The 22,335-nt window shown below is 63.2% G+C and carries 19 protein-coding genes; 4 read left to right on the top strand and 15 right to left on the bottom strand.

The genetic code is table 11. The features are described from left to right. Positions 1 to 14 precede the first annotated feature (14 nt). Positions 15 to 437 (top strand): hypothetical protein, encoded by a 423-nt coding sequence (locus E4P29_RS21925; protein WP_048320302.1) that lies wholly within the window; start codon positions 15 to 17, stop codon positions 435 to 437. Positions 438 to 579: 142 nt separating this feature from the next. On the opposite strand, the gene E4P29_RS21920 is transcribed toward E4P29_RS21925, so the two are convergent. Beyond that, positions 580 to 1,347, bottom strand: a complete 768-nt coding sequence (locus tag E4P29_RS21920; RefSeq protein ID WP_135047199.1) for a potassium channel family protein — start codon at positions 1,345 to 1,347, stop codon at positions 580 to 582. 717 nt (positions 1,348 to 2,064) lie between these two features. Then, the gene (locus E4P29_RS21915; RefSeq protein ID WP_245154446.1) at positions 2,065 to 2,844 is read right to left on the bottom strand and encodes an SMP-30/gluconolactonase/LRE family protein; all 780 of its coding nucleotides are present in this window, start codon (positions 2,842 to 2,844) and stop codon (positions 2,065 to 2,067) included. Between the two features lie 363 nt (positions 2,845 to 3,207). Between E4P29_RS21915 and E4P29_RS21910 the strand changes: the two genes are divergently transcribed. Further along, on the top strand, positions 3,208 to 5,196 hold the full coding sequence (locus E4P29_RS21910; RefSeq protein ID WP_135047197.1) for a TerD family protein: 1,989 nt from the start codon (positions 3,208 to 3,210) through the stop codon (positions 5,194 to 5,196). A 34-nt stretch (positions 5,197 to 5,230) separates the two neighbouring features. Here the strand turns inward: E4P29_RS21910 and E4P29_RS21905 are convergent, their stop codons facing one another. Beyond that, positions 5,231 to 6,166, bottom strand: coding sequence for an aminoglycoside phosphotransferase family protein (locus tag E4P29_RS21905; RefSeq protein ID WP_135047196.1), 936 nt, complete (start codon positions 6,164 to 6,166; stop codon positions 5,231 to 5,233). Between the two features lie 140 nt (positions 6,167 to 6,306). Between E4P29_RS21905 and E4P29_RS21900 the strand changes: the two genes are divergently transcribed. Continuing rightward, complete coding sequence (locus E4P29_RS21900; RefSeq protein ID WP_027497200.1) at positions 6,307 to 6,771, top strand: SRPBCC family protein; 465 nt, start codon at positions 6,307 to 6,309, stop codon at positions 6,769 to 6,771. A 16-nt stretch (positions 6,772 to 6,787) separates the two neighbouring features. Here the strand turns inward: E4P29_RS21900 and E4P29_RS21895 are convergent, their stop codons facing one another. The 8 genes from E4P29_RS21895 to E4P29_RS21860 form a co-directional block, all read right to left on the bottom strand. Continuing rightward, positions 6,788 to 7,360: a hypothetical protein gene (locus E4P29_RS21895; protein ID WP_135047195.1), complete on the bottom strand. Its 573-nt coding sequence runs from the start codon at positions 7,358 to 7,360 to the stop codon at positions 6,788 to 6,790. Next, a complete protein-coding gene (locus E4P29_RS21890; protein ID WP_167735577.1) occupies positions 7,360 to 9,066 on the bottom strand; it encodes a DEAD/DEAH box helicase in 1,707 nt (568 codons plus the stop codon). The genes E4P29_RS21895 and E4P29_RS21890 overlap by 1 nt, the downstream gene beginning before the upstream one ends. A gap of 303 nt (positions 9,067 to 9,369) precedes the next feature. Beyond that, positions 9,370 to 10,188, bottom strand: coding sequence for a DNA-formamidopyrimidine glycosylase family protein (locus E4P29_RS21885; RefSeq protein ID WP_027497198.1), 819 nt, complete (start codon positions 10,186 to 10,188; stop codon positions 9,370 to 9,372). Positions 10,189 to 10,235: 47 nt separating this feature from the next. After that, complete coding sequence (locus E4P29_RS21880) at positions 10,236 to 10,595, bottom strand: VOC family protein (protein WP_032391588.1); 360 nt, start codon at positions 10,593 to 10,595, stop codon at positions 10,236 to 10,238. A 20-nt stretch (positions 10,596 to 10,615) separates the two neighbouring features. Next, a complete protein-coding gene (locus tag E4P29_RS21875; RefSeq protein WP_245154453.1) occupies positions 10,616 to 12,253 on the bottom strand; it encodes an MFS transporter in 1,638 nt (545 codons plus the stop codon). Continuing rightward, positions 12,232 to 13,065: an NmrA family NAD(P)-binding protein gene (locus tag E4P29_RS21870; RefSeq protein WP_135047192.1), complete on the bottom strand. Its 834-nt coding sequence runs from the start codon at positions 13,063 to 13,065 to the stop codon at positions 12,232 to 12,234. Before E4P29_RS21870 ends, E4P29_RS21875 begins: the two co-directional genes overlap by 22 nt. A gap of 40 nt (positions 13,066 to 13,105) precedes the next feature. Next, on the bottom strand, positions 13,106 to 13,927 hold the full coding sequence (locus E4P29_RS21865; protein ID WP_135047191.1) for an alpha/beta hydrolase: 822 nt from the start codon (positions 13,925 to 13,927) through the stop codon (positions 13,106 to 13,108). A gap of 117 nt (positions 13,928 to 14,044) precedes the next feature. Beyond that, positions 14,045 to 15,865, bottom strand: a complete 1,821-nt coding sequence (locus E4P29_RS21860) for an ATP-binding protein (protein WP_135047190.1) — start codon at positions 15,863 to 15,865, stop codon at positions 14,045 to 14,047. A gap of 75 nt (positions 15,866 to 15,940) precedes the next feature. On the opposite strand from E4P29_RS21860, the gene E4P29_RS21855 reads away from it, so the two are divergent. Continuing rightward, positions 15,941 to 16,309, top strand: coding sequence for a response regulator transcription factor (locus tag E4P29_RS21855; RefSeq protein ID WP_245154452.1), 369 nt, complete (start codon positions 15,941 to 15,943; stop codon positions 16,307 to 16,309). 7 nt (positions 16,310 to 16,316) lie between these two features. Here the strand turns inward: E4P29_RS21855 and E4P29_RS21850 are convergent, their stop codons facing one another. The 4 genes from E4P29_RS21850 to E4P29_RS26565 all read right to left on the bottom strand — a co-directional run bounded on the left by E4P29_RS21850 (position 16,317) and on the right by E4P29_RS26565 (position 22,316). Continuing rightward, positions 16,317 to 16,985, bottom strand: a complete 669-nt coding sequence (locus tag E4P29_RS21850) for a response regulator transcription factor (RefSeq protein WP_135047188.1) — start codon at positions 16,983 to 16,985, stop codon at positions 16,317 to 16,319. 415 nt (positions 16,986 to 17,400) lie between these two features. After that, entirely contained in the window at positions 17,401 to 19,464 is a 2,064-nt protein-coding gene (locus tag E4P29_RS21845) for an AMP-binding protein (protein ID WP_135047187.1), read from the bottom strand. Between the two features lie 157 nt (positions 19,465 to 19,621). Continuing rightward, positions 19,622 to 20,965 (bottom strand): NAD(P)/FAD-dependent oxidoreductase, encoded by a 1,344-nt coding sequence (locus tag E4P29_RS21840; protein ID WP_135047186.1) that lies wholly within the window; start codon positions 20,963 to 20,965, stop codon positions 19,622 to 19,624. A 31-nt stretch (positions 20,966 to 20,996) separates the two neighbouring features. Continuing rightward, positions 20,997 to 22,316: a serine/threonine-protein kinase gene (locus E4P29_RS26565; RefSeq protein ID WP_135047185.1), complete on the bottom strand. Its 1,320-nt coding sequence runs from the start codon at positions 22,314 to 22,316 to the stop codon at positions 20,997 to 20,999. Positions 22,317 to 22,335 lie beyond the last annotated feature (19 nt).

Below are 22,335 nucleotides of genomic sequence, written 5' to 3'. Positions count from 1 at the left end.
GGCATCATGGGCCTATGAGTGATCTCGAGTACCTCGCCACTTTGCTCGCTGCGCTGGACGCGGAGATCGCGCGAGTTTCGGCCTCCGAAGCCGGGTCCGACGAGCAGGCGTCGGCCATCGACGACGCAGCCGCCGCTGTCTTCCGGTTGCGTGAGAAGGTCAAGGCCGGTTACCCCGGCAAGAAGGCCTACTACCTTGCGGCGTCGACCGATCCCCAGGGGATCAGAGTCGAGGGAATTTCTGCCCTGCACGGCAAACGCGCCCACGAACTGGTCCAAGACGGTGGTTGGATGCACGCAGATTCCAGCACTGTTCTCGATGCTCTCGATGACGACCAAATCAGTCGGTACCACGCGATCGCTGGACGCGGTGTAGCGCAGACGTTCCGGGACTCACGCGAATACTTGGGGACGGCGACAGGTCTCGCCGAAAAGTAGACACGCGCAATAGTTCGTCGAGTCGGCCGAACCCACCGATGGTGAGTGCTGACGCTCGGAACGCGAGCATTGCCGTTCAACGCCGCGATATGGATATCTGTCGCTCAATTCAGTTGAGGCACCGAAGGTAGATCAGCTTCGATCAGTGCGTGTCGATTCGCCCTGCACTGTTGGGTGTCGTGGACGCGGCCGTACCGAGCCCCTCGGATCGCGACGCGAGTTCGATTCGCAACGCAGCGATTTGCGAGGTCAACTCGGCCACCTGCTGCTGCGTCGCGGTCTGGTTCGCGTCGTCCTGCTCGGCGACCTTTTGGACGAGCCATGACGCCAGGGTGGCTGTGACGACTCCGAGCAATGCAATGCCTGCAACCATGAGCCCGACGGCGATGAAACGGCCCGTCGCGGTGGACGGTGAGAAGTCGCCGTAGCCGACTGTCGTAACAGTGGCGATTGCCCACCACAGGGCATCGGGAAAAGTCTTGATAGTCGCGGCTGGTTCGGCGCGTTCGGCGTCGAACATTGCGAGTGACGCGACGAAAACCAACAGCAAAGTTCCGGCGACGGCATACGTGACTACCCGCCCCCGCAGCGCGCCACCGATCGAGCGTTGCAGCAGGCTGACCAAGGTAAGAAGACGGAGCAGTCGTAATGGCCGTAGTACAGGCAGGGCGACGATGGCGAGTTCGTGCAGGTGCCGCACGAACCAGCGTGCGCGTTGCTCCGCAAGGGCCAGTCGCACGAGGTAGTCGATGCCGAACAAAGCCCAGATTGCGATGATCGCATACTCGGCGACCTGTGCCCCAGTGCCGGTTGGCTGGCTCAGTACGGTCCAGGTGTAGATCGCAAGGAAAGTCAGAGCCGATCCGGCAAGCGGCCATTCGCTTGCTCGCTCCCATTGCCGATAGTTCATGAGCGGGGACTGTACTGCGTGTCGATCAGATTTCTGGTGGCCGGCCGTCGCGTACTGGACGGCCCCGTGAAGTCGACGAGTAAGGCTTCGACGTGTCGGCTGCGCGGCGCGGCGTCGACGAGTTCGTCGTCCTTGACACACCTTGCCGAGCAATCACACGGTGATAGGTGTTCTCCGAAGCCGGGAGCCTCTCCTGTGGGTGTTGTCGGTAGTCATGTGCAGTGCCTCGGTGGTCATCGTCCTTACCTGCCCGCGCCTCCCGCTCAGTTCTTCGTCAACACGAAAAAAGCTCGTATACAACACTTCTCGGGGCAACATCTGTGACTTCATCAAGTAGCGGTCTCCGTTCTGGGGGGCTTTTCCGAAGAAAGCGGATACTGAAGGCCACTCGATTCCAGTGAGCAGTGCAGTGGAGCGAACGGATAGATGTCGAGCGATGAGGACTCATCCGTTCCAGTGTGTATAGGCTCGACCGTCGAAGTCGGTTTTGTCCACAAGGGTGGACGGATGGGCGAATACTCATGGCACTGGCAGATCTCGACACTGGCAACCCGCATTGGCTCAACGCCGTCATGTTTGCCATCGCGGCGGTCATAGCAATAGTTCTTACCTGGTGGTTCTTCGGCAACGACAGATAGCCGAGGCGAACACGTGGCTGTCCAGGCTGAGTCGATGTCCCGGATCGCAGTGGTATTCAGGTTCTGCAGGGCTACCGGGTCAGGATCTCACCGGTGCAAGATCCACGCCGGGCGGGGGAGTGAGGCGTCGGAGTGTGCCGTCGAACACGGTTGCATACAGTGACCATCCGTTGGCTGACGGTCCGATGCGTACCGAACTCGGTCCCGTCCATCCTGGCGAAATACCAGCTGCGATAACGCATGTTGTCCCTGTCCTGGGGTCGATGCTGTACACGGAACCTTCTACGTGTGCGGCGACATACAGCGTGCCGGCGTCGGACATGGTCAGGTCGTCGAGTCCCGGAAAGAATCCCGGCACTGTAGCCACCACAGACCAGTCGTCGGGTGCTTCGAGGGGTACTTCGATGACCTGGCCCGTGAACAGATCGTCGGTGTACACCCGGCTGTGGTCCGGGCTGAGCGCCAACCCTTCTGATCGAGGAACGGGCGACCAGTTCTGTTCGACGTCGCCGGCGGTTGGGTCGTACCGAGTCAGACCCCGGGAAGGCGAGCCGATGTCCGTGCCCACGTCGGTGGTGAGAAAGTCCCCGTTCGGCAGTCGGAGAAGTCCGTGAGCCGCCATGTCGGTCACCGCGCTGACCTCGCCGGTACGGGTGTCGAATTGCGAAAGCCCTGGACCGGCAACAAAGTAGAGGATGCCGTCGTGCAACTGCATCCCCCGCGGAGCCGCGAGGTTGTCGAGTCCCGGGTCGACGTGACCGTCTGCATCCACGTTCACGATGCTGGAGGCTCCGGATACGAAGAACCCGCCAGCTCCGTCGGGCTCGAGATTCTCGGGTTCGTCGAGTCCGCTTGTCACGGTCTCGACCGACCAGCCTGCACATGTCATGGGCGGCGGGCTCGGCTCAGGTGTTCCGGCGTGAGCAGGTGCAGCCGTGAGAGGCGCAAGCGTAACCACCGCACCGACGAGTAGAAGTGTACGAAGTCTGTTCGAAGCCAGAGACATGGTGCGAACGATAGTGGAGACCGTGCGGTCGGAAAATTTGAGTCGATGTGGGGGACAGGCAGCTAGCGCACAGCAGGGTGCACAGATCGTTGATCTCGGACCGAATCGGCCTAGCCGTAGATCGAACGAATGAATGTCGAGCGAGGGCGACTGACACCGGTGCGTTGTGAATAGGGTGAGCAACGCAAGTCCGTTTGCCGACAGGAGCGTGTCAGCGTGAGTTCACCCATTCTCGTCAAGGGCCAGAATATTTCCTTACCGGACGAGGCGACACAGCTGGATGTCATCGTGTCGTGGGTCGACCCGGAGCGAGACCTCGATGCATCCGCGCTGTTGGTGACATCGACCGGACACGTTCGGTCGGACTCGGACTTCGTGTTCTACAACCAATCGGAGTCTGCCGACGCATCAGTGCGTTATCTCGGCAGCAGTAGCACCGATGAAGGCAAACAGGAACGGCTGTCGATCCATCTCGACTCTCTCCCAGCAGATATCGAGAAAGTAGTCATAGCGGGTAGCTCGGACAATGCTCCGTTGGGCGACTTCGGAAAGTTGTCGCTCCAAGTACGGGATCAAACCGGATCGGTGCTGGGGGAGTTCCTCACTGCCGACGCCACCGCCGAACGTGCGCTGGTGTTCGGGGAGGTGTATCGAAGGGCCGGTGTCTGGAAACTGCGCGCGGTCGGGCAGGGTTGGGAATCCGGGCTTGCAGGGCTCGCAACGGATTTCGGCGTGGACGTCGACGACGGCGAACCGGAAGGCGGTGCCGACGATGTGGTCGTCGTCGAGGTCGCGGATTCGCACGTACAGGCTACGGACCAGAACGGTGAGCTCGTCGATGTGTCGCTTGTCGACGTCGAACCCACCAAGCGCGGCGTGCGAACGAAGAAGCCGTCCGTGAAGAAGGCCAGTCCGCCGCAATTCACGCTTGCTGGGGGAGAGGGCTGGCAGACGGCTCGGCTGTTCTCCATTTCCGGCGTCGGGTCCGGTGAAGAGCAGGAGAAGCGGGCCACGTCGGCACTGATCGCAACGATGCAAGCGGTTCGTCCCTTCGCCCGAGCGATCTGCGCGCACGCTGGCGCACCGTCAGGTCCATTCGAGGGTTACCTCGAGGTGCAATTCGTGAAAGGCGAAGGCAAGGTCATTCCGGACGGGGTTTTCCGGGTGTCGCGTGCGGGGCAGGTATGGACGGCATTGCTCGAAGTGAAGACAGGCACAGGCAAGCTGCAGAAGGAGCAGCTCGAGAACTACCTCGATGTCGCCAAACGGCACAGATACGAAACGGTTCTCAGCCTGTCCAATGACATCCCGGCCTCTGCAGGCGAGCTTCCGGTGCAGGTCAACAAGACCAAGCTCAACAAGGTTTCCCTGCGACACATCTCGTGGTCCGAGGTAATTCACGAAGCCCGAATGTTGCTGTCGCACGGGGACCTCGCCGACTCGTTACAGGTGTGGATCCTCAGTGAGCTCGTGCGCTACCTGACGCACCCGAAATCCGGTGCGACAGAGTTCGTCGACATGGGTCGCCACTGGGTGGCGGTCCGGGATTCCGTCACCGCGGGAACCCCTCGCTCCAGTGATGTCAAAGCTCTGTCGGTTGCGAACACGTGGGCGTCGCTGTCGAGGCACCTGGCGTTGAGGATGACGGCCGATCTCGGCGTCACAGTCAAGCATCACCTTCCGAGGAAGTTCAACGGAGATCCTCAGGCACGCAACGAGTACATCGTCGACCAGCTCGTGGCCTCCGGATGCCTTACTGCCACTCTGCGCATCCCCGACGCTGCCGGAGACGTCACCGTCGAAGCCGATATGCGTACCAACAAGATTCAGTGCAGTACCGCTATCGACGCGCCGACCGACGGGACCGCGCTCAGACGAGCATCATGGCTACTGAGACAACTGAAGAACGCTCCCGCAGACATCCTGGTCGAAGCCGTGTTCGCAGACGCGAGCGAAGTATCGTGCGAGAACCTGGCAACTGTACGAGCAGACACGAAATCACTCACATCAGGCCGGACCAGCGAGCTGCAGTATTTCACGCTGACGTCCCCGACGAAGATGGGCAGCAAGCGCTCAGGGTCGGCGGCCAGCTTCATCGGTAGCGTGACCGACGGTCTCGACGCGTTCTACCGGGATGTCGTGCAGCCGCTGAAGCCGTGGACGCCTTCTGCACCGGAAGCGACCACTCACACATCTGATGAATGACTCTGCTGCTGACTGGACCCCGGGTTGAACGGCTTCACATATCTACGTTCATCGTCAGCGCCAGGTAAGTGTTCAAGCGATCCTCGATGACTGGTCCAGAGAGGTCTGTCCGGCCTGCTGCGCGCCACGGCACTACCCACTGATGCAGCTCTTCGGAGCACGCAAGTGAACTTCGCACTCGCCAATATCGACGGTCGGACCATTCGGCGGCGAGGACGCCTCCGGCCTCGGTGTATTCAGCAGCGAATCGCAAACCCCACAACGGCCCGTGCAGAAGTGCGAGATTCGTGCAGCAATGCGCGACGTCGAGATCCGCAGGTCCGCTACAAATCCCGGCCCAGTCGAGCACACCGGAGACGGCTGGCCCGGTAGGTCCTGTGTCGAACAGAACGTTGCCGGGCTGAAAGTCCCTGTGCAGCAACCGGGCCTGGGAGCGCGACGGTGGGCGGCCGATGACTCTGGTCGCGGCCGACCAAATATCGGTGTCGGCGGTCGGTGGAACGACGGCGCTCTCTGCAGTAGACCCTGTCGAGTATCTGCGAAGCCCGGCTTTCACGGGGATCGAGTGAATTGCCACAAGAAGCTGCGCCAAGCATCGGATACGGGTCTGGATGCCGTCGTCGTACAGCGGTTGCCCGGGCAGGTGGGTTATGAGAAGCGATGGATGCGCGCACTGCGTCGCGGCAAAATCGGCTGCAGCCAACAGAGGCGTGGGGATGCTGTCGGACTCGAGCAACGTCAGAGCCTCAGCCTCGCGTCTGATCCATTCCTCAGCGTGCTCCTGCGCTGACGGTGCCGTGTAGCTCTTCAACACGAGCACGCGAACGGCGTGCTGATCGTCTGCCACAGTGAGCCGACGCACCTCGGCCGTGATGCCTCCGGCCATCGAGTCCACGGCCGTCACACGTTCGCCGGGTTCGAGGTGTTCGAGAACCCAGGTGGCAGTGGAAGGAGCAAGATCGGTGGACATTCTCGTCATGCCTCCGTCCCGCTGCGCTGGGTGCCGCAATCCCGGTGTCGGCCGAGCATCTCACCAGGCAGCCTTCGCGGTCCACCTATTTTCGGCTGTATCCATGATTGAGGATCCGGCGTATTGGGCATCGTGCAGATATGACAGAGAACGCAAAGCTGACAGTGGAACGCACCATCGAAGCGCCCGTGGACGCAATTTTCGACGTCCTGTCCAACCCCGAGCGGCATCAGGCACTCGACGGCTCGGGATTCGTACGCGGCGTGGACCACGCAGACCGAATTCAGAAGGTCGGCGAGAAGTTCACGATGAACATGCAGGGCGATCACATGGGTGGGGAATACCAGACCGACAATGTCGTCACCGGGTACGCCAAGGACAAGCTACTGGCATGGAAGACCGCGCCGGCCGGCAACGAGCCTCCCGGGTGGGAGTGGTTGTGGGAGCTGGAGTCTCAGGGACCCAACGAAACATTGGTGCGGCACACCTACGACTGGTCGAAGGTCACGGACAAGAAGCTTCTCCAGCAGATCGGGTTTCCCCTGGTCACCGAGGATCAGCTGAACGACACACTTGCACGCCTCGCTGTCGAGGCAACGTCCTGATCTTTCGGGCATACGTTCAGCCGTAGAACACCGCTGCGTCGACGCTCTCGATGGGCATCCATCGAGCTGGAAAGTCCGTCGGCGCAGCGGCTTCGACGAGGTCCAGACCACGTATGGCCAACGCCGTCGTAGGTGACTGGTCCACGATCAGACTGATCGCGTACGTTGCTGCGGTGACGTGAACGCAAGGATCAGTTCTGCTGTAACAGGTGCATGCCGTGTAGACGTCCGTGGGAACCGGTGCCAGACCCCGCGATACCAGCTCCGCGTGAAGCGCGTCGGGCAGATCCCCGCTGCCTCTGCCGTGAGTCGGATGACTGGTGACGATGCGCAGAGCCGTCCTTTTGTGAGCCGCCGAATAGCGCGGCACCGCAAATGTCGCGGTCTCGATTTTCTTTCCTGCCGAGACCACGCAGCGAATAGAACCGATCGTGTTGGTATCCACGACGACCGACTCGCTACGAGCCAGGCTCCGCGCTCGAGGAAGCATCGGATTGGGTCGGGTAGCGGTGATCGGCTCGACTCGACGCAGCCATTCCTTGCCCCATGGAGTCGCACCGAACGGAGGAGGCAGGGGAGTGGATGCCATCACCGTGCCACCGATCGGAGCGACAACGTCTGTCTGAGTGTCGAATCATCCAGTGCGGCAAGCGCTGTCTCGTTGTTCCCCTCGGTCAACCCTGCAATTGCTTTCTTCCGGGCGTGCAGCGACGCAATGTACTCCTCCAATGTTCCTTCGGTGGTGAGCGCCATGACTGTCACAGGCGAGGTCTGTCCGATTCGATGTACCCGGTCGGTTGCCTGCGATTCCACCGCCGGATTCCACCACCGGTCGTAATGGATGACGGTGCTGGCACGGGTGAGGTTCAACCCATAGCCGGCCGCTTTGAGGCTCAGCACCATCACGGGACAGCTACCGCCCTGAAACTGGTCCACCATTTTCTCGCGCTGGTCCACGTCGAGTCCGCCGTGGAAGAAGGGTATGGCGGCTCCAGTGACACGCGCGAGATGGTCGGCGAGAAACTCGCCGGTCTTGCGGTACTGGGTGAAAACCAATGCGGTCTGCGACGATTCGGCGAGCTCCTCGATGATGTCGGTGAGCCTGTCCAGTTTCCCGGAACGGTCGGGCGAGGAAGACATGTTGCCGTTCACGAGACCCGGGTGGTTGCAGATCAGTTTCAGAGAGGTCAGCAAAGCGAGCACCGCAGTCCCTCGGCGTTGTGTAGAACCGAAACCGGTGTCGAATGCAGCCTCGACCGTCGAGTTGTACAGCATCGCTTGCTCGTTCGTGATCGGGCACAGAACGTCTATGTGCTGTTTGGGTGGGAGGTCGGTCGCCACTTCGTCTTTCGTCCGTCGGAGGACGACCGGAGCTATGGAATGGGACAAGTGTGCAAGCGCAGCCGCCGAACCCGCGTTCTCGATGGGTGCGGAGAATCGCCGAGTGAAGCGTGCTCTGGTCCCGAGCAGACCCGGGTTGGTGAGGTCGATCAGGGCCCAGAGTTCGTCCATGCGGTTCTCGACCGGGGTGCCGGTCAGTGCAATGCGAGTTGTCGAGCTCAGTCGTCGCGCGGCACGGGAAACCTGCGTGCGCGAGTTCTTCATGACGTGCGCTTCGTCGAAGAAGACCGTGTTCCAACTGATCTCGGCCAGACGGTCGGTGTCGGAGCGCAATGTCGGATATCCGGTCACGGTCACGCAGCCGACCTCGCCACATCCACCGAGCGAGCGGTTCGGTCCCCGGTAGACATTGACCGTCAGGTCGCCGGCGGAGAACTTCTCGATCTCGCGTCGCCAATTACTGATCAGGGATGTCGGGCACACCACCAGAAAATTGCCTTCACCGCGCGAGGCTCCCACAATCATGTGGGAAATGGCCTGCAGAGTCTTGCCCAACCCCATCTCGTCGGCAAGAATTCCTCCACCCCCGGCTTCTCCGACGGTCGGAATCCAGGACGCACCGTGCACCTGATACGGCCGCGGGGTGAAAGTGGACGCACTGTCGCCGAGACTGCCCTGCATGTGCAGGCTGGTGCGTAGGGCGTCGACGGCACCGTGCGCGGTCGACACGCTGGACCCACCCGTGTTGGGTACCGCGTACGCCGCCGGGGGGAGTGATAACAGCAGCGGTGTAGGAATCTCGGCGCAGTGGGGCCGCTGCTCCAGATGGTGCAGAACCGCCAGCCACCCCCGGGCCGACGCGCTTTCCGGGAGGTCTGCCGACCTTGCCAGTGCCGATTCGAGGTCGACGCGACGCGGCTCGACGAGCTGCGCTTCGACGGTCCGTACGGTCACGGTGCCGCCCGTATCGGGTAGCGCAAGGTCGATCGGCGTCGTCGCTGTGGTAGCCGTCCTTGTGGAATCAGGTTGCCAGACAGCGAAACAGTGCCTACGGGGCAGGTAGGTGACCTGCGGAGCGAGGCCCCTATCGGTCGTCGAAAGCATGCAACCTCCAGCCGAGTGAACGCTTCGGTAGACCCGAAGCTGCCCACACGGTACGTGCCCGAACGGAATTGCGCCGCATTCAACAGTGTTTGACAATTCCGAAAAATGCTGTCCTACAGCGCTATCGAGCAGCACGCAGCGGCGCGGAACCGATCAGGATTGCTCGCGCGAACACCACCACGTGGTGCGGCCGCCCACCGTTCCGCGAGTCATCGGAGCACCGCATCGTGGGCACGCCGCGTCCGCCTTGCGGAACGGGATGATCTCACCGGTGTGCACGCCACCCTTCTTGATCGCCGACCTGATGGCGCGACGCAGAACAACGCGGAGCTCGTCGAGTTCCTCGGTGGTGAGGGTCTTTGCCCGTCTGGACGGAGATTGCTCGCTCTGCCACAGCACCTCGTCGGCCAACAGATTGCCGACGCCTGCGATTGCTGCTTGGTCCAGCAAACGTGCTTTCAGAGGTGCTCCGCTGGAACCGATTCGGTGCCGGAAGTCGTCGCGCGTGATCTCCGCAGCATCGGGCCCCAACGCATCGATATCGGGTTCGAGGCGCACTCGGCCGAGCCGGCGCTTGTCGAAGAGCCGGAGCTGACCCCCGTCTTCGAACGTCATGGCAAAGCGTGTCCACTCGGGCTTGTCGGTGTCGCGCTCGCCCACGTGCGGATCGCCGCCTCCGTACTGTGACGTGCGATCGCCGTCAGGAGCGGTGACAATGACGCGGCCGCCCATTCCGAGATGGATTCCCAGCGTCGGACCGCTGGACCCGTCGGCGGTGACGGTTTCGCACCACATCGCCTTGCCACGTCGACATGCCTCGGTGAGCTTGCCGCCCTTCAGGGCATGAGCGATATCGCCAGGCATGTGTGGGCGGCACTCGAACGAGTCGGTGTCATCGATATCGACGATGACGCGTCCGAGGGCTTTCTCGACGACCTGTCGAGCGTTTTCGACTTCGGGTAGTTCGGGCATGGAGCGGGTGTACCCAATTCGCCGGCTTTATGCGCGAGCCTGTCTCGTCAGGCGCGCTTCCTACCGGTGGCGAACTGTCTGAACCCGATGAGGTTGCCGAACGGATCGAGAACTTGGCACAGACGTTCACCGGTGAACACCGATTTCGGACCTCGATGCACGACGCCTCCGCGATCGACGCAGTTGGCGACCACTGCGTCCACGTCGTCGACGTTCCAGTACGAGACCGACCCTGCGGTCCCCGCGGGGCGGTTGTACGAATCGGTGACGTGGACGGTGAGCCGGGTTCCGGAGACGTCGAACGCGGCGAGTTGCTCGTGTACGTCGACGGGGTCGGTGCCCAGGAGCGTTCGGTACCAGTCGACGGCGGCGGCGAGGTCGTCTGCGAAGTAGAAGACATTCCCCACGCCCGAGAGTGTGTTGTCCATCATTGTCCGTTCGGGTTCGTTCGCACCGACAGTGCGATGTCATGGGTTTCGGTGTGCGTAGCACCGTCGACGGTGTGGGCCAGCGCTTTCTGCACCACGTCGTGGTCGGAGCCGGTCCACCGTTCTTCTCGCTGACGTCGGTACTGGCTCCACGACGGCACAGTGAACTGCTCGACCACGGTGTCCTCGACGTCCAGACTCCGGTACAGGTTCCAGGCGAACGCCCCCGTTCGCTTCCGCGCGATCCCGACCGGAGCCATCGACGTCAGAAACTGTTCGAGAGCGTCGTCGACGACTCGGTACGTAACGGTGATCCGTACCGGCCCGTCGTCCGGATCGGGCTCGAACATCACGGTCGGGGTCGGCCACGCCATGGACACCGCACGGTCGAGCACGCCGGTTTCGGGGCGCAGGGGGAGGACTGCGACACTCGCAGCGACCAATGCCAAGGCGGCTACCGCGACCGCGAGTGCGTCGACGATGCCGGTCTTCGACGCCAACCATCCCCACACGAGCGAGCCGATGGCCTGAGAACCCATGAAGACCAGGAGGTAGACCGACATCCCGCGCGCTCGAACCCAGGTGGCGAGCGAAAGCTGGATAGACGCATTCAGTGCGGTCAACGTCGTGATCCAGGCGATGCCGGACAACAGCAGCGCCGGGACCACCGCCCACAGCGGAAGCCACGCCAGCGCGGCCATTCCCACGCCGTACCCGACAGCAGAGCCGACGAGCAAGGTGTTTGCGCCGCAATGTTTTCGGAGCATCGGCGTCGCGGCAACGCCGATCACGGCTCCGACCCCGAGTACGCCCAACAACACGCCGTATCCCACCGAGCCCAGTTTCAGTACCGACGACGAAGCCGATGGCAGTAGCGCCCACAATGCAGATGCGGGGAAGGCGAACAGCGCCGAGCGCAGAATGATTCGTCGAACGATCGGGCCGGATCGGATGTAGCGGACCCCGGACAGGATCGACTCGGCAAGGCCTTCTCGATCCGTTTGTGGATGTTTCGGGCGCTTCCATGCAATCAGCACGCTCAACGTTGCTAGAAAGGAGGCGGCGTTGATGGCGAACACGAAGGTCGGCCCGGCCAATGCCACCAGTACACCGGCAAGCGCCGGTCCGACGGCCCGCGCCCCGTTGACGGTCACGCTGCCCAGCGCCGAGGCGGCCGGGATTTCTTCACGGCTCACCAGCTCGGGCTGAATCGCCTGCCAGGCGGGAGCGGACAGTGATGTCCAGCAACCCAATACGAATGTGCAGGCGAGCAATCCCCACGGAGACAAGGTGTCGGTCCATGCCAGTGCGGTCAACACAATTCCGGTCAGCATCGAACCGGCACCGACCGCGATGAGCAGAACGCGGCGATCGAGCGCGTCGGCGAGCGCGCCTGCCAGCAGAGCCAGCAACAGGGTGGGTAACAGACTTGCTGTCTGCACGGCGGCGATGATGGTGGTCGACGCCTCACGTTCGACGAGGAACCACTGCGCACCGACGGTCTGCATCCAGCCGCCGATGTTCGAGACCAGCTGTGCGACGAAGAGGCTGCGGTAGACGGTATTTCGTAGCGGCGACCACGCGGACGGTGCTGCCGGCGTGGTGTCGGTGGTGCTCACGCCAGTCCCGCCGACCATTGCGCGAATGTCTGCCATTCGACCTCGGGATAACGGGTGCGCAAGCCGTCGATGTCCGCGTCGTATCCGACGTCGGTCAAGAATTGGAACATCGCTCTCATGTCCTCGGAACCTATGTCCCGTGCCCGGCTCGAATACGGCTGCACCGAGGTTCCGAGAACGTCGCCGAGAGTGTTCGCCATGGTCTCCAACGTCGGATCGTCCGACGCGAGATCGATTCGCATCTCGCGAAAGTGCGCGGGTTCGGTCAACACGAGGGTGACGAACCGCCCCAGATCCCGCCGCGACAGCTGCTGCAGTGGAGTGTGGAGCGGCAAGGGCAGATCGAGGCGGCCGGCCCTGACGTCGTCCAGTCCGCCGAGAAGGTTGTCGTAGAAGTAGGTGGGGCCGACGATCGTGTACGACAGCCCAGCTCGACGCAGCAGTGCCTCGGTTTCGGCCTTCGTCTCGAAATGCGGTATGCCGGTGCGGCGGTCAGCGCTCGCAACCGAGGAGAACACCACGTGCGGAACCTCCGCGGCGATCGCCGCATCGACGAGGGCTGCGCCCTGAGCCAATTCGGCCGCGGGACCGTCCTCGAACGGCGTCGTCATCACGAACGCACCGGCACTGTCTCTCAATGCAGCCGCGGACGATTCCCGATCGGTGATGTTCGCGACGACGATCTCGGCACCTCGCTCACGTAGCCGATCCGCGCGGGCCGAATGACGCCGCACCACTGCGCGCACCGGTAGCCCCTGCGCCAGCAGGGCATCCACCACCGCGCCGCCCTGCCCTCCGGTTGCTCCGACGACTGCGTACGGTCTGATCATCGTGTTGTCACCTTTGTTCCGGAGGGCGAGAGCGGGGCTGCTACTGGGCGATGAAGGCGAGAATGTCTGCGTCCAAGGCTTTCTGGTAATCGCCGTAGATTCCGTGCGGTGCGCCGGGGTAGACCTTGAGGGTGCCGTGCTGGACGAGCTCTGCGGTTTTCAGTGCCGCGGCGGCGATCGGAACGATCTGGTCGTCGTCACCGTGGGCGATGAAGATCGGGACGGTCAGCGCTTTGAGGTCCTCGGTGAAGTCGGTCTCGGAGAAGGCCTTCACGCAGTCGTATGCAGCAGTCAGATTGACCAGCATCCCCTGTCGCCAGAAGTCGTCCTTGGCGCCCTGGGAGATGGTGGAGCCCTCACGGTTGGCACCGAAGAACGGCTCGGACAAGTCCATGTAGAACTGCGATCGATCGTAGAGAACGCCGTTGCGGATGTCGTCGAGTGCTTCGATCGGCGTGCCCTCGGGGTTGGCCTCGGACTTCAGCATGACCGGGGGAACGGCACCGGCAGTGATCACCCGAGCGACGCGGCTGCCACCGTGCTGCGCGGCGTACCGCACGACCTCGCCGCCACCGGTCGAGTGTCCGATGAGGGTGAGTTCCTGCAAGTCGAGGGCCTCGACCAGTTCGGCCAGATCCTTGGCGTAGGTGTCCATGTCGTGGCCGACGGCAGTCTGCGAGGACCGGCCGTGGCCGCGGCGATCGTGTGCGATGGCGCGGTAGCCGGCGTCTGCGAGAAGCTTCAGTTCGAGCTGCCAGGCGTCCGAGGACAGTGGCCATCCGTGACTGAGCAGAACGGGCTTTCCGGTGCCCTGCTCGGTGTAGTGGATCTCGGTTCCGTCGGTGGTGGTGATGTACGGCATGGCCTGCTCCCTGGTTCGGTTCGATTGGGTACCGACAACATTCGTCCGTTCCCGGGTCGAAAGCGTCGCCGCTGCCATCCAACGCGGGGGAGGAGATTCCGGCGGCGTCGCTACCTGCTAGCCGGTAGACGGACCGATGTGCACCGACAGTGTCGTGCCGCCGCCGGGTGGACTGACGATGGTCAGTTCGCCGCCGACTGCGGCCACGCGATCCTGCAGTCCGATCAGGCCGGATCCTGTGCTCGGATCGGCACCCCCGCAGCCGTTGTCGGTCACTGCCAGCTCCAGGCCGTTCTCGCTCAGGTGCGCGGTGATCTCGACTTCGGTGGCCTCGGCATACTTGGCCGTGTTCGTCAGCGCCTCGGCGACCACGTAATACGCAGCCACTTCCACAGTTTCGTCCATCCGGGAGGAAATGTCGGCGGTGAGCGCAACGGGAATCGGACTGCGTCTGGCCAACGTCTTGAGTGCCGGTGCGAGTCCCCCGCGCGAGAGGATTGCGGGATGGATGCCGCGACTGAGTTCGCGGAGGTCGGTGTGCACCTGCGACAGCGTCTCGACGCTGCGGTCCAACATCGCGCGGAGTTCGGTCAGGTTCTCCGGGGCAGCGGCTTGGGCGCCGCGTAATTCCATTCCGAGAGAGACGATTCGCTGTTGGGCGCCGTCGTGCAGGTCACGCTCGATACCTCGGCGGGCTTGGTCGGCTGCGGCGACCACGCGGGACCGGGACCGAGTCAGCTGAACTCGTGTGTCGTGGTTGTAGACCGCAGTGGCAACGAGGTCGGCGAAGTCTGCCAGTCGATCTCGGGTCTCACCGCCGGCCGCATACTGCGTAGCTGTCGTGCCGATGATGACGGCACCCCAGGTATTGCCGTCGACAGTGATCGGTACACCTTCGACCCAGCGAATACCCCTGCCCTCCAGTCGCTCAGCGATACCGCCGGTCGCCTCGGTGAAGTCGACGGCAGCGGCGCGGCCGGTGTCGGCGACGATCGTGGCCACGTTCTGCCCACCGATCGGCAGTTGGTCACCGGCTCGCACGCGCTCACCGGCGGAGTCGTCGCGGATCGCCAGAATCGTGTAACACCCGTCGCCGTAACGGATCACCGAAACATGTTCGTTGTCCAACCCGACGGTGAGTTCGTGTGCGACCGCAACGTATACGTCATCCGGATCCGCCCGTAGCGCCACCAGTGTTGCGACCTTCCGAAGTGACGCTTGCTGGCGTGCCAGCGCGACGGTACGGAGGTGCATGTCCTGACGGTCGCGGGCAGCGGCAAGAAGAGCCTCCAACGAAGGCACGACACGGCGGATACGGCGGGCATCGACGGTATCGAGATCGGCGGGAACCAGCAGCGACGCGGTGACGGCGTCCCCGTCCCGAAGCAGGATCTTTTCCTGCCCCGCGGACGCGCCGGCGTTCCCATGCTTCAACACCGCGAACGGCAGGTCGAGGACCGCAGCCAGACGGGTGCTGGCGCTATCGAGCATTGTCGGGGTGTGATCCGAGCGCAACATGGTCCTGGCGAACGCCGCCAACATGTCTGCTTCCCGTCGACGCTGATCGGATTCTGTTGCACGCAAACGCGATTGGCCTACCAGCATGTTGGTCAATAGCGCCAGTGCCAAAAACACGATCAATGCGGGAACGAGGCTTTCGCTGCTCTCGAGGACATGAATGTAGGCGTACGCACCCGCGCTGGCGACCGATGTCGCGATCGACAGTCGAAAGCCCCACCCGGCAGACACGATCAGCACCCCGAACAGGAATATCGCACCGAAAGCATTCTCGGGTGACACCCGTTTCAGTGTCAGCACAACGAGTATTTCGACGGCGATGGCGGCTGCGGCCACTGCGATTCCGCAGGCGACCGGCGGCGCACTCGGCCGGAGTATCAGAGTGACGAGCCGGTCGCGGAGCGCGGTGACCTGCGTCATCGGAATTTCCCGCCGCTCGATTTACCGCTAGCGGTAATGCCGACCCGAGCCGTCTCTGACACTCTCGACAGAGTGATGCCCTCCCGCCTGCGGTGCCTGATCGTCGACGACAGCGACGCTTTCTGCGTCGCTGCACGTCGATTGTTGGAATCGGCTGGGATGTCGGTGGTCGGCACCGCGACCTCACTGACCTCGGCGATCGATGCGGTGCTGTCCGCACTTCCCGATCTCGTGCTGGTCGATATCGACTTGGGTGCCGACAGTGGTTTCGACGTGGTCGAAGCGATCGATGCCCAGGATCTGACGCCTCCGCCTGCCGTCATTCTCGTGTCGACACATGACGAGGAGGACTTCGCGGACCTGGTGGTCAACAGTTCTGCCCTGGGTTTCCTCTCGAAATTCGAGCTGTCGGCGAGCGCGATCGAGGCCCTGCTGGGCACCTGACGGCGGGTCACCCGACCGTGTCCAGATACAGGATCACCGCTCGCACGCGACGGTGATCGTCGGCCGTCTCCGACAGGTCCAACTTGGTGAGGATGCTTCGGACGTGCTTCTCGACGGTTCCTTCGGTGATCCACAGGCGTCGGCCTATGCCCGCGTTGGATAGCCCCTCGGCCATCAAGGTCAGGACGTCCCGTTCACGAGAACTCAACACGCCGAGGGGATCACCTCGGCGCTTGGCCGCAACCAGTTCGTAGACAAGTGCAGGATCGATGACCGACGAACCTGCCGCGATCCGATCGATCGTCGAGACGAAATCGGCGATGTCGGTCACGCGGCTCTTGAGCAGGTAGCCCATACCCTTGGCGGTGTTGTTCGCGCTGTCGAGCAGTTCGAGTGCGTGATCGACTTCGACGTGAGCAGACAACAGCATCAGAGACACGTCGGGAAACTGGTCGCGGATCTTCACGGCCGCGTCGAGACCCTCGGCGGTGTAGGTCGGCGGCATCCTGATGTCGATGATCGCCAGGTCCGGGGGATCCTTCTCGAGCAACGCCAGTAACTCATCCGCGTCACCGGCCTGGCCCACGACCTTCAGGCCCGCCTGGGTGAGCAGACTCGCCAGGCCTTCTCGCAGCAACACGTCGTCATCGGCGATGACTACTCGTATCTCGGACATCACGCTCCTCGAACCCGTCGGGTTCGAAGTATCGGCTGCGGCGTCGGGCGCTGTCATCAGTCATTCGACTCTATTGCGCACTTCGAGGGTCGACTCGGTTCCGCGATACTTCAGTCGCTCGATCGGCCATCGTGGATTCCACGATTCGGAGTCGGCCCGGGGGAGAGGTCGTTCTCACGGGTTGCCTCGAAAAACAACTGCAGAAAGGACGACGACGCATCCCCGGGCTGGGCGGCGCGAGCCTGACGGGGTTCATCCGATGACCTCGACATCGCCATTCCGTCCCTTCCGTCACTCACCCGCGGAACGGGTGTCACTTCCTCCCAAAATAGTCTCAGGTTCTGAACAGTCAAACAACTGAGAGGTCTCGGGGTGAAGGTAGGAGGCGGGGTAGTGAGGAAATCGACGTACCGGCTTACATACCGGCGGCCGTGGGGGGTTCGATCAGCATCCTCTTGATCACCTTGCCGGTCGCAGTTCGGGGAAGTTCTTCGAGAAACGTGATGTCTCGCGGCACCGAAAACCGACTCAGTCGATTTCGGATGTAGGCCCGCACCATATCTGCGTCGAGGCCTGCAGCACCCCGACCGACGACGAACGCTGCGAGGCGCTGACCGTACTCGTTGTCCGGTACTCCCACCACCGCTACCTCGCCGACCTGAGGGAGGTTGGCAATGGCGTCCTCCACCGGCCCGGGAAACACGTTCTCGCCGCCGGAGATGATCATCTCGTCGTCCCGCCCGCACACGAACAGTCGCCCGTTGCAATCGATGTACCCGAGGTCGCCGGTATCCATCAGTGCGGCACCGCGAGCGGAGGCAGTCGACGGAGCTTCGGCGTTGGTATAGCCGTCGAACAGCATGTCGTTACCTACGAATATGCGGCCCAGACTTCCGGCCGGAACCACTTCGCCGTCGGCGTCGAGTACGGCGATCGTCGTGCCGAGCGGCGGCCGACCGGCGGTGGTGGGAGCCGCACGCAGATCCTGCGGTGTGGCGATGGTCGCCCACGAAACCTCGGTGGAACCGTAGAAGTTGTAGAGAACATCGCCGAACGCATCCATGAACCGCGAGACCGTCGACCCCGTCAACGCCGAACCGCTGCACGCGACGACCTTCAAGCTGGACGTGTCGTAGCGTGATCGCACGGCCTCGGGTAGATCGAGTATTCGCTGCAACATGATCGGAACAGCGATCAGTGACGTGCACCGGTGAGTCTGAATCGCCCGCAAGCACTCTTCCGGATCGAATCGATCCTGCAGAACCACGGTTGCGCGCAGCGGTGTACTGATCTGCAACGCCGCCAGCCCCCAACTGTGGAACATCGGCGCAGCGATCAGCATGCGCTCGTTCATACGGAGTGGCATGCGAGACAACATGGCCGCGACGGTCCCGAAGCCGCGTGGGGTGGGGCGAAGTGCACCTTTGGGAGACCCGCTGGTGCCCGAGGTCAGCACGACGACGGATCCCGGCCGTTCCGGCCTGTCGAACGTGGCGGACGGAGCCGCGACGAAGTGCTCAAGCGTACGACGGCCCGCGACGACGGTATGAGCCGACAGGCTGACGCGGAGGACGTCGGTGGGAAGGTAGCGAACCATCTTGTCGAATTCGTCGTCGACGAACAGCGCCTGCAACTGGTGGCGACTCGAGATGGTCTCGATCTGGCGGGCAGCAAGGCCGGTGTTGAGGAGGACGACCTCGACTCCGAGCATGCCGCAGGCGACGACGCATTCGATCATGGCGGTGTGATTTCTGGCCAGAACTCCTACCGTGCTTCCCGGCCGAATGCCGGACGCGGCGAACCCCGCTGCGATGCGATGCGATCGCAGGTGGATTTCGGCGAATGTGCGAGTACCACGATCGTCGATCACGGCGATCTCGTCCGGAGACTTGGCGGCAGCGGCCGCGAAGCCACCGCCGAGGGTGAAGCCCCACTTGGCCAAAGAGTTCAGCTGCCGGTATGCACGATCAGGACGTGCGGCCCGAACGACGCCCGTTCCGATCATCGTCTTCAGGACTGCGAGCTGTAGCGATCGGGAATCGCCGGCGTTCGACACGATCGACGTCTTTGCGCCGGAGAGGGATTCGGCCAACCTGTTCAGGCCCCCCATCACCCAGTCGACAACGGCACGATTGTGTTCGGGTTGCGGCGAGTAGGTCCCGGCCAGGCCGGCTCTGAAGATCGTCACATCGATCTTGGTCTCGCTCGGTGAACGCGCGCTGAGGGTGAATCTGATGAAACCGCCGGATTCGAGGTGCTCGACGGTGATGATCGGCCGGTTACGTCTGTTCACCACGACTTCGAGTGCATGCTCGACCCCACCGACTCCGCACGTGTAGCGGTTGGCCGACTCGCTGATGAGGCAGTACCCGAGCCCGGGGAAATATCGCGGGTACAGTTCGACCGCACTGAGTACCCCGCACACTTGCTCGACGTCGTGTGCGAAGACCGTGCTGCAGTCGATGACGTCGGAAACCATGGTCCACCCCTGTGCCTTGCCGTGTCGAACAGCGCCGCTGCCACATCGGCACCGACCAGAAGAATGGCAGCGCACATCGGTAACGGGTCATCCGCCTGGATGAAGTCGTCATAGTAATCCCGGTGCGCGGTTTCGGGAAGGAAACGCGAATGTCCGTCTAATTGGGACGAGGTTCGCCGCGACCCCAGATGTCGTCGAACGGAACCGCACGAGCCAGGATTCGCTCCGCTGCTCGGTGTCCCGACAGGAATGCCGCGGTCACCGTCGACGGGTCGTCCGTCCACGTGGCTTCGCCGGCCAAATGTAGAACTCCGCCGATCGGGGTCGACAGATCGTCGTGGTTGCTCGGTCGCGAGCCGATCGCCGGGTACGAGTAAGCACCTCGGGAGAACGAGTCGTCCTGCCATCGCGTGACGTGCACCCGCTGCGGGGAAATCACGCGTTCGCCGTAGAGGCCACGAAGCGCGTCGAGCACCGACTCGGCGATGCGTGCGTCGGACCACTGCCGGATCGTCTGCGCACACGGCCCCGCCGCAAAAGTGAGCAGCGTGGGCAACCCCTGCGGCACGGTCACGCCGTACCACGAGTGCCACCAACGCCCGGCCTCCCCCTGCTGCCGAATCGCGTAGACGTTTTCGTCCCAGAATGCATGCGGGAACTGTAAGAACACCTTCTCGAACGCGTTCATCTCGAGTCCGTCCAGCGCAGTCGACACCGGATGGGGAAGCGGCGGTTCGATAAGCAAGGTCGGTGACTTCAGGACGCCGATCGGAACCGTCACCACGATGTGGTCGGCCGAGAACGTCTCGGTAGGAGTCTCGACGGAGGGACTGTTCGATCCCCACGCGATGCGTGTCACTTCATGGCCGAGTCGTACATCCAGCCCGTCGGCCAGACAGACCGCGAGCCGGTCGTACCCCTCGGGGAAGACGACCTCGTCACCCTCGATCGCGTCGTCGTCCAACCCGTGCGCATCGAGCATCCCCTGGTCGACACCCAGCTGTTCCTCGGCCCGGTGACCCAGGAACTCACGGACCCGTTCGATTCGATCAGGATCCCAACCGAGCCGTTTCACGGTGCTGTTCACGGCATCCCCGTACGACGCGCCCAGGGGCGATGTCGCTATGGTCGCCGACAACAGCTCGTCGACGACGTGTACGTCCGACGCGAAGCTCGCAACCTCGTCCTCGCTCAGACGCCGTCCGTTCGGTGAGTAGTACGCGATGGGCCGTCCGTCCGGCTGAAAGCTTCCCACCGTGAACTCGGTGATCGGAATGCCGAAAGCCTGTACCGCGTCGGCCAGCGGGTTGTTGTCGATTCCATGAACCCAGGACGCACCGACATCGAGAATCTGTCCGTCCGTCCGCAGGGTGTGCACTCGTCCGCCGATGCGGTCGCGGGCTTCGAGAACGACCACACGGTGACCCGCACGGTGCAGAATGCGTGCTGCGGTGAGGCCGGAAATGCCGGCTCCCACCACCACGGTGTCCACGTGCGTCATGCTCTGTCCGTTCCCTTGGTGGCCGACATGCTCAGTTCCCGCGGCCGGGGTTGCCGTTGCCGGAGTTCCCGTTGCTGTTGCCTGAATTGCCGTTGCCTGGACTCCCGTTGCCGGAGTTGCCATTGCCCGCATTACCGTTGCCGTTGTTCCCGTTTCGCGGTGGCACCGCGGGTTGTGGTGGCTCGGCGGGCACCTGTTCGACGGCGGGGGCGGGCACGTCCTGGGGGAGGTTCGAGACAACCGGCATCGAGGACTCGGGTGCCGTCGTCACGGGTGCCGAACTGGCCGGAGCGGTGACAGATGTGGACGGCGACGTCTCGATCGGCTCGTCGCCTGTTCCGGTGGCGACCCAGGCCATTGCCGACACCACGGCGACGAACAGTGCGGCCGCAGCCAGAGGGACAAGACGGCGGCGACGTGAAGCCTCCGTTTGTCGAGGGGCCGAATCCTGTTCGGCGGCAACCGTTGTCGAATTCACGACGGGCAGGACCGCAGTGGCCGTCGGTGGTGGCGGGTCGGTGGAGAGACGCTGCAGGGCGTCGGCCACGGTGTCCGCCGTCGGCCTGTTTTCGGGCTGTCTGGCCGTCATCGTCGTCAGCAGCGAATGCCACTGGGGCCCGAGTTGCTCGGGTACCTCGGGGTCGCGGTGCAAGCGCGCCACGGCTGCGGCTACCGCGCTGCCGTCGAACACCATTGCGCCGGTGAGGCATTCGATGAGAACCAATCCGAGGCTGTAGATGTCGGTTGCCGGCCCAGCAGAGGTGCCCGTCGCCTGTTCCGGGCTGAGATAGTGCGCGGTGCCGACGGTGGTGCCGTGCTCGGTGAGGCGGTCGGCGTCGACGATGCGAGCGATACCGAAATCGGTGAGCTTGACGCAGTGTCCCGTGCTCGACGCAGGCTCTCGGGCGACCAGGATGTTGGCCGGTTTGATGTCGCGGTGGATCACGCCGCGGTGGTGGATATAGGAGAGGGCCCGGGCGATCTCGTGTCCCATCCGGGCGACGAGAGCGCCCGGTAGTGCGCGGCCTGCGCGGTAGCCGTTCAGAGTGGGGCCGTCGACGAACTCCATCACCAGAAACGGCACTCGGATGCCGCCGGTGTCGGGGGCGGTACCCGCGTCGTACAACGTCACCAGGCCAGGATGCGACAGCGACGCGAGCGTCCGAATCTCGGCATCGATCCGTGCATCGGAATGTGTGGGTTCACCCTGGCGGAAAATCTTCACGGCAACGGGCCTACCGAGGACGTCGTCTTCGGCTCGAACGACATCGGCCATTCCGCCGCGCCCCACGACGTTGCCCAGACGATATCTGCCCGCGAACAGGCGATCGTCGGAGTTCGCACCCACCATCGTTCACCGCCGATCCGAA

The organism is Rhodococcus sp. 1R11 (assembly GCF_004563845.1).
GTDB lineage: Bacteria > Actinomycetota > Actinomycetes > Mycobacteriales > Mycobacteriaceae > Rhodococcoides.
Note: the sequence above shows the minus strand (reverse complement) of the source record. Positions and strands in the feature narration are given on the sequence as shown.

What these genes read in the sequence shown, in the direction of transcription:
- E4P29_RS21925 (WP_048320302.1), top strand. Translation starts at nt 15, where the DNA reads ATGAGTGATCTCGAGTACCTCGCCACTTTGCTCGCTGCGCTGGACGCG.
- E4P29_RS21920 (WP_135047199.1), bottom strand. Translation starts at nt 1,347, where the DNA reads ATGAACTATCGGCAATGGGAGCGAGCAAGCGAATGGCCGCTTGCCGGA.
- E4P29_RS21905 (WP_135047196.1), bottom strand. Translation starts at nt 6,166, where the DNA reads ATGTCCACCGATCTTGCTCCTTCCACTGCCACCTGGGTTCTCGAACAC.
- E4P29_RS21900 (WP_027497200.1), top strand. Translation starts at nt 6,307, where the DNA reads ATGACAGAGAACGCAAAGCTGACAGTGGAACGCACCATCGAAGCGCCC.
- E4P29_RS21895 (WP_135047195.1), bottom strand. Translation starts at nt 7,360, where the DNA reads ATGGCATCCACTCCCCTGCCTCCTCCGTTCGGTGCGACTCCATGGGGC.
- E4P29_RS21885 (WP_027497198.1), bottom strand. Translation starts at nt 10,188, where the DNA reads ATGCCCGAACTACCCGAAGTCGAAAACGCTCGACAGGTCGTCGAGAAA.
- E4P29_RS21875 (WP_245154453.1), bottom strand. Translation starts at nt 12,253, where the DNA reads ATGGTCGGCGGGACTGGCGTGAGCACCACCGACACCACGCCGGCAGCA.
- E4P29_RS21870 (WP_135047192.1), bottom strand. Translation starts at nt 13,065, where the DNA reads ATGATCAGACCGTACGCAGTCGTCGGAGCAACCGGAGGGCAGGGCGGC.
- E4P29_RS21865 (WP_135047191.1), bottom strand. Translation starts at nt 13,927, where the DNA reads ATGCCGTACATCACCACCACCGACGGAACCGAGATCCACTACACCGAG.
- E4P29_RS21860 (WP_135047190.1), bottom strand. Translation starts at nt 15,865, where the DNA reads ATGACGCAGGTCACCGCGCTCCGCGACCGGCTCGTCACTCTGATACTC.
- E4P29_RS21855 (WP_245154452.1), top strand. Translation starts at nt 15,941, where the DNA reads ATGCCCTCCCGCCTGCGGTGCCTGATCGTCGACGACAGCGACGCTTTC.
- E4P29_RS21850 (WP_135047188.1), bottom strand. Translation starts at nt 16,985, where the DNA reads ATGTCCGAGATACGAGTAGTCATCGCCGATGACGACGTGTTGCTGCGA.
- E4P29_RS21845 (WP_135047187.1), bottom strand. Translation starts at nt 19,464, where the DNA reads ATGGTTTCCGACGTCATCGACTGCAGCACGGTCTTCGCACACGACGTC.
- E4P29_RS21840 (WP_135047186.1), bottom strand. Translation starts at nt 20,965, where the DNA reads ATGACGCACGTGGACACCGTGGTGGTGGGAGCCGGCATTTCCGGCCTC.
- E4P29_RS26565 (WP_135047185.1), bottom strand. Translation starts at nt 22,316, where the DNA reads ATGGTGGGTGCGAACTCCGACGATCGCCTGTTCGCGGGCAGATATCGT.